This window comes from Pradoshia sp. (assembly GCF_051873915.1).
In the GTDB taxonomy this organism is placed as follows: Bacteria; Bacillota; Bacilli; order Bacillales; family Pradoshiaceae; genus Pradoshia.
In genome coordinates, this window is sequence record NZ_JBJEFJ010000133.1 from 77,651 (window position 1) to 83,914 (window position 6,264).

At 43.0% G+C, this 6,264-nt stretch carries 8 protein-coding genes; 7 read left to right on the forward strand and 1 reads right to left on the reverse strand.

Going from position 1 to position 6,264, the window contains the following annotated elements; translation table 11 throughout:
* Positions 1–88: 88 nt before the first annotated feature.
* The 7 genes from ACI35L_RS12275 to ACI35L_RS12305 all read left to right on the forward strand — a co-directional run bounded on the left by ACI35L_RS12275 (position 89) and on the right by ACI35L_RS12305 (position 5,199).
* Positions 89–700: a TVP38/TMEM64 family protein gene (locus ACI35L_RS12275; RefSeq protein ID WP_049671858.1), complete on the forward strand. Its 612-nt coding sequence runs from the start codon at positions 89–91 to the stop codon at positions 698–700.
* 18 nt (positions 701–718) lie between these two features.
* Entirely contained in the window at positions 719–1,270 is a 552-nt protein-coding gene (lepB, locus tag ACI35L_RS12280; RefSeq protein WP_049671857.1) for a signal peptidase I, read from the forward strand.
* Positions 1,271–1,336: 66 nt separating this feature from the next.
* A complete protein-coding gene (locus ACI35L_RS12285) occupies positions 1,337–1,474 on the forward strand; it encodes an RAxF-45 family protein (RefSeq protein WP_439802998.1) in 138 nt (45 codons plus the stop codon).
* 111 nt (positions 1,475–1,585) lie between these two features.
* On the forward strand, positions 1,586–3,442 hold the full coding sequence (gene abc-f, locus ACI35L_RS12290) for a ribosomal protection-like ABC-F family protein (protein WP_439802999.1): 1,857 nt from the start codon (positions 1,586–1,588) through the stop codon (positions 3,440–3,442).
* Between the two features lie 94 nt (positions 3,443–3,536).
* Entirely contained in the window at positions 3,537–3,785 is a 249-nt protein-coding gene (locus ACI35L_RS12295; protein WP_049671855.1) for a hypothetical protein, read from the forward strand.
* A gap of 157 nt (positions 3,786–3,942) precedes the next feature.
* Positions 3,943–4,362, forward strand: coding sequence for a hypothetical protein (locus ACI35L_RS12300; RefSeq protein WP_439803000.1), 420 nt, complete (start codon positions 3,943–3,945; stop codon positions 4,360–4,362).
* 138 nt (positions 4,363–4,500) lie between these two features.
* Positions 4,501–5,199: a DUF1287 domain-containing protein gene (locus tag ACI35L_RS12305; RefSeq protein WP_082197164.1), complete on the forward strand. Its 699-nt coding sequence runs from the start codon at positions 4,501–4,503 to the stop codon at positions 5,197–5,199.
* A 304-nt stretch (positions 5,200–5,503) separates the two neighbouring features.
* On the opposite strand, the gene ACI35L_RS12310 is transcribed toward ACI35L_RS12305, so the two are convergent.
* A complete protein-coding gene (locus ACI35L_RS12310) occupies positions 5,504–6,175 on the reverse strand; it encodes a hypothetical protein (protein ID WP_439803001.1) in 672 nt (223 codons plus the stop codon).
* Positions 6,176–6,264: the final 89 nt, after the last annotated feature.

Below are 6,264 nucleotides of genomic sequence, written 5' to 3' on the forward strand. Positions count from 1 at the left end.
GTAATGAGTTCGTCTAATCCAATGAGCGGAAATGAAATTACCTATTATGAACTGACTGACAGCAGTCATTGATTGGTGAGGAGATTTTATGGATTTAAGCTGGTTGACCGAATGGCTAACAATGGAACGGCTTGCGGAATTAATAAGCGATTACCGGAATTTAGGGCCGATACCAGGCTTATTATTGCCCTTTTTAGAAGCATTCTTACCGTTTCTTCCTTTATTTGTATTCGTTACGGCTAATGCTAATGCATTCGGCCTTTGGATAGGGTTTTTATTATCTTGGACAGGCGCGGTGGCAGGTGCGATGGTCGTCTTTTATTTGGCGAGAATGTACGGCCGGAAGCGGACAACCTCCTTTGTGCACAGGCATCCAGCCGTCCAAAAGGCGATGAGCTGGATAGATCGGCATGGGTTTGGGCCTTTATTCATCCTTCTGTGCTTTCCTTTCACTCCGTCAGCAATCGTCAATATCGTCAGCGGCTTGTCGGACATCAGCCCAAAACAATATATGATTGCAGTCTTTGGCGGGAAGATGGTTATGATCTTTACCATCAGCTATATCGGCCACGATATCATGTCGCTCATTCGAGAGCCGATTAAATCTGTCATTATGGGTGTGATTATCTTTATTCTTTGGATAGTCGGCAAACAGGTGGAGATTCGATTGAATAAGACGGGACAGAAGGAACATTCCTAAAGGAACGGAGGGGGCACGATGTCTCCAAGGAGGAAGGGACTGCTTTATTGGTGCATTGGATTTGTCTGTGGAATTGTCCTGCTTGTGCAGGTGCAGAATCATTTGTACTCCAATTACCGAGTGGAGGGCAAATCGATGACCCCGACCTTGGAGGAGGGAAACCGCTTAATTGTCACCAAGGCTGGATTTGATGAAAGGGATATAGAACATTTTGATATTATCGTCTTTCATAAGAATAAGCGGGAGGATTATGTGAAGCGGGTAATCGGCTTGCCGGGAGATGAGATCACATACAGAAATGGATTTCTCTATATTAACGAGCAGTATATAGAGGAATTGTACATAAGGGATGAGGCTGATTTAGGAACTGGATCTGCTCAAACAGGTTCATTCACGCTGAAGTCCTTGATGGGTGTGGATAAGGTGCCTGAAGGGATGCTTTTTGTTCTTGGGGACAATCGCGATAAGAGCTATGACAGCCGCCATTTCGGCTTTGTTCCGGTCGATGAGGTTGTTGGGAAGGTAAATATGAGATATTGGCCGCTCACGGAATGGCAGGCTGACTTCTAGTTCTGTTTGCTTTGTCTGAATATTTAACTTATAATAAGAAGACCAATGATTAAAGGAGGTGTAGAGATGAATCGTTCTGTTAAGGTATGTTTGCAATGGCTGGAAGACCTGTCATTGATTCGTGCCATTTTTCATGCTGAAATTCGCCAAGGGGGAAGTCTGCCCAATTTTACCGAATTTCATATGAAAACAGTACGATTATAAGTCTCTATACCCAGCGGAATAACAAAGCTAGAAGCCATGGGAAGTCTTATAATGACTTTTCCATGGCTTTTTTTATTAAAGGGTATGGACATGAAAAAGGAGTTCATACAAATGATACTATGCAGTGTACGTGATATCGGAAAAAGCTATGGAGGAACCTATATATTTGAGAACGTAACCTTTGAAATCAAAGAGGGGGAAAGAATCGGGATTGTCGGGCCAAATGGCTGCGGCAAATCAACGATTCTGAAGCTATTGGCAGGGCAGGAGAATCTGGACACGGGAGCTATTCACATGAAAAAGGGCACCTCTGCCGGATTGTTAGCACAAATCCAGTCCGCAGCGAAGGATGAAGTTGTGTATGAGTGTTTGCTCTCTGCCTTTGCGAAAGAACTGCAATGGAAAAGGCAATTGAGCGAATTAGAGGGAAGGCTGTCCACCGAGCAGGACGAAATTATGGCGGAGCGTCTTCTGAAGCAGTATGGAGACCTTCAGGAGCAATTTGAAGAAGCCGGTGGCTATGAGCTCGACAGCCGTGTGATGAAAGTGGCAACAGGGCTTGGGCTCGAGCCTTTATTGAAGAAGGAATTTGGCGCATTGAGCGGAGGGGAGCAGACCAAGGTTGGTCTTGGATTATTGCTCCTGCAAAATCCGAATTTGCTGCTCCTTGATGAACCGACAAATCATTTAGACATTCTGGCGGTGGAATGGCTGGAGCATTATTTACTTTCTTATGCGGGAACAGTCGTAATTGTATCCCATGACCGATTCTTTCTGGATAAGACAGTTAGCAAAATCATGGATATGGATGGTTCAGAAGTGCATGTGTATGCCGGGAATTATACGGCCTTCGCAGAAGAAAAGGAAAAGCGTCTGTTCATTGAATTTGCTGAGTATAAGGAACAGCAGCGGAAGATCAAGAAGATGAAGGAGGCCATCAAGCGCCTGCGGGAGTGGGCGAACCAGGCAAACCCGCCAAGTGCGGCTCTTCACAGGCGGGCAACGAATATGGAGCGTGCCCTAGAGCGCATGGAGAAGTTGAAGAAGCCTGTCCTGGAAAAGCGTAAGATTGGCCTTGAACTTGATATGGCAGACAGAAGCGGGAAGGACGTTATTCAGCTATCAGCTGTCTCGAAGCAATTTGACGGTAATAAACTGTTCCATGATGTTAATCTCCACCTACAATATGGAGAAAAGGCAGCCATCGTTGGAGCAAATGGAACAGGGAAATCAACCATTCTGAAAATGATACTTGGAGAGGAAAAAGCGGACCAAGGAGTTGTGAAATGCGGAAGCAACTTGAAGATTGGTTATCTGTCCCAACATTTATTCAGGGATGAGAAGGACTTGACCATCCTCGAGCGCTTTCGCCGCGAGGTTAGTGTAACGGAAGGGGAGGCCAGGCATATCCTGGCACGCTTCCTCTTCTATGGACCAAAGGTCTTTCAAAAAATCACGCAATTAAGCGGCGGTGAACGAATGCGTCTAAGGCTTGCCGAATTGATGTATCAGGATATCAATTTTCTCATCCTCGATGAACCGACCAACCATTTAGATATTGATTCAAGAGAAGTGCTCGAGGATGCACTCGCTGAATTCGAGGGAACAATCCTTGCAGTCAGCCATGATCGTTACTTACTCAATAAGTTATTTCCGAAAACGTATTGGTTAAGTAATCAGCAATTGGTTACCTATGTTGGGAACTATTCTTACGCAAGGGAGAGAGCGGACCGCTTGCCGCAAGCAGTTGAGCCAAGGGTGAGCTTCAACAAAGCAGAAAACAAATTAGAGATGTTAGAGAAAAGAATAGAGAAGGTAGAAACGTCCTTATGTGAGATTTCAGAAAAGCTTCAAAAGGGAAACGATACAGAAATCCTGAGAAAATTAACGAAGCAGCAGGGGGAATTGATGAGGAGGCGTGAAGAACTTTATGAAGAGCTTGCCTCTGTTTTGGATGGCGAGAGCTAGACATGAGTTAGGCTGGTCTCAAAATAGTTATTGCTTCCATATAAAAGGTGAACTATATAAGATAAATAGAGAGGGTTTAGTGGAGGGATAACAAATGAAAAAATTTTACTTGGCCGTCACTTATGATGTCTGTGAGCATAATGATCTTTTTATAGACATGAACGAATATATCCTGGATTTAACGAAGGATGTAGAGGAACAAATTAAGGAATTGGCCAAGGTGGATGTGGCTCCTTTGGTTAAGGTATATGAATCGGATACACGTGAATTTAAAGAGTATAGACTATACAAGGAATTCATCTTCAAGGAATATGAGTGTGGTTGTGAGGAAAGTGAATGTTAGTCAATAAAGGACTTTGTTAATTCTAGTAAAAAAGAGCTGTTATCAGCTCTTTTTTTGCTCATATGCAAATGGAGAGGGCAGCAGGATGAGGAAAGCTATCTCGATTTAATATTCAAATAACAAAGAGGTGATTAAGGTGAATCGCACCCCAAAGATAATGGAACAATTACTGGATGAGGAAATAGATGAACAGGAATTTGTGGATATAATCGATGACATTTATAAGCAAGATTGTTATATATATGCCATTATTCCTGATTGGGAGGAGGATTTGCTAAATCAGCTGTCGGATGATTTTGTTGTAATCCAAAAGATTAAATTCCCCTTAATACAAATCTTTCCAAGGACGATTGGACTTTTGGGGTATGTGAAGGATCGTAAGAAACAATATGTTTACGAGTTTTATTTAAGGTCTTCAACAATAGACTTTTTTGTTTTTTCGGAGTTAGATATATCCCAGCATTTAAATCAAATTAGCAAGAAAAACCTTGATTTAGGTGAACTCTTTAAAGCACTCAAAGTTCCCCACATAACCGTAGGGCCGGATGGTCAATGGCTGACGATTGTAGAATATTGAGATTTTGCTCTTAATCTAGTTAATGAGGCATGAATTCAAGAAGGATTCATGCCCTTTATTGTTGAATTCCATATGGGAGTATATTTCAGTGACTATCAGAATATATAATTGTTTGCTTTATGCAGAGGGGGGAGATAAATGAAGCTGAAAAAAATAATGTTGATAGCTGGCGTGGGTTTGGCAGTGACAGCTCCCTTGTTTACGATGCTTTATCGGGACGGTTTGATTTTGGACATGGCAGGTATACATCTTGATAATCCCTTAGCAGAAAAAGTTACTGTGGAGGAAAAGTATGCAAGGGTTGATCAAAATCAGAATACGGTGGCTGATCCGCTGGACATCGTGAATGCTGCGAGGGAAGAAGTGGAGAATCGAACACGTTACAAGAGTGCTTATTATGAAGGCGGTTATCCTCCAGACAGCGAGGGAGTATGCACAGATGTTATTTGGAGAGGATTGGCAGGAGCGGGCATCCATTTAAAAGAGTTGATGGATCAAGATATTCAAGAACATTCGTCTTTATATCCACGGGTAGGGGAAAACCCTGATCCTCATATTGATTTCAGGAGGGTTCCTAATCAGCATGTCTTTTTTGAGCGATTTGCCGAATCCCTTACGACCGAATTGATTCCTAATGATCCAGAGAATTTAGCGGAGTGGCAGCCTGGGGATATTGTCATCTATTTGGAGGGGACAGACCATGCCGGCATCATTTCTGATAAAAGGGCCAAAGATGGCATCCCTTATTTAATTCATAACACCCCTCCCTTTGCATCGGAAATTAAATTAACTTCTTATCAACAACCAATTGTAGGTCATTATAGATGGAAATATTGATTGAAAATAGAAAAGGGCATTTATTGCTCCAGGTCAGAAGAATAGCAGGGGTCAGTAGAAGATGAGGAGAATCAGAAAAGCAGGCAGATTTCTTAAAGATGTCCTAATAGATATTATCGTAGAGATAGTTTGGAATATCATCATGTTTATACCAAGAATGATTATACGCTTCATAAGTCACCTTTAGTGAAGTGATTGGCAGAAAAGTATTAATGAGAATGATAGAACGGACTGGGGGTCTGTAAATAATAATAGTTACATTAGCATAGCTGTTTGAGAAATCCAGGCAATAAAAAACTGGACATCAGTCCAGTTTCGGATAACGGGTGCCATCGGTATCGGTGACAATGATTTCTTCTTTCAGCTCATTTAAGCCAATCATAATGGTTGGATTTGCCTCAGAGGACCCATTCGCAAAACTCCGTACCGTGATAGTGGTTCGGTTGTTTTCGTTCTCCACGTTTACCACTTCTAGGTTAGAGCCTTTCATTACCTCACCAAGGGAGAGGACGATAGCGGGATTGCCCTCTGAAATCGTGTGAATGGAATAACCTCGGACAGACGCATTTCGCTGAAGGGCATCATACTCGCTGGAAAGAGAAGAGTCCGTATAGCCATCAGTTCCTTGCTTGTCGAGCACCCAATAGTTTGTTTCCCCTGCCAACAATGGAGTGACGAGCAAGAGGCCTGCCCAGCCGGCCAGAAGAACCAGCCCGATTCGCTTGATGAGCGGAAAGCGAATAGTCAGAGCGAGCAAGACACTGACGATGCCAATGCCGATGGCCATGAAACCAAACGGAATGCCATCCCATCCACCGATGAGGGCGATGCTTGCCAACAAAAGCATGACGGCTGCCCCGCCGACCATAAGCGATCGATAAAGCGGGGAAATCAATTTGGATATATAGTAAGTCATGGCATAGCAGCCAATTCCGGCTAAGATACCGGCTGCAAGGAATAAATTTAGATAATTCATGAGTAATCCTCCTTTCTCTCATTTTTATTCGATAAAATGGATGGTTCTTCCTGCTTGTGGAGGTACAGTAACGAAACAGGTGTTCATTT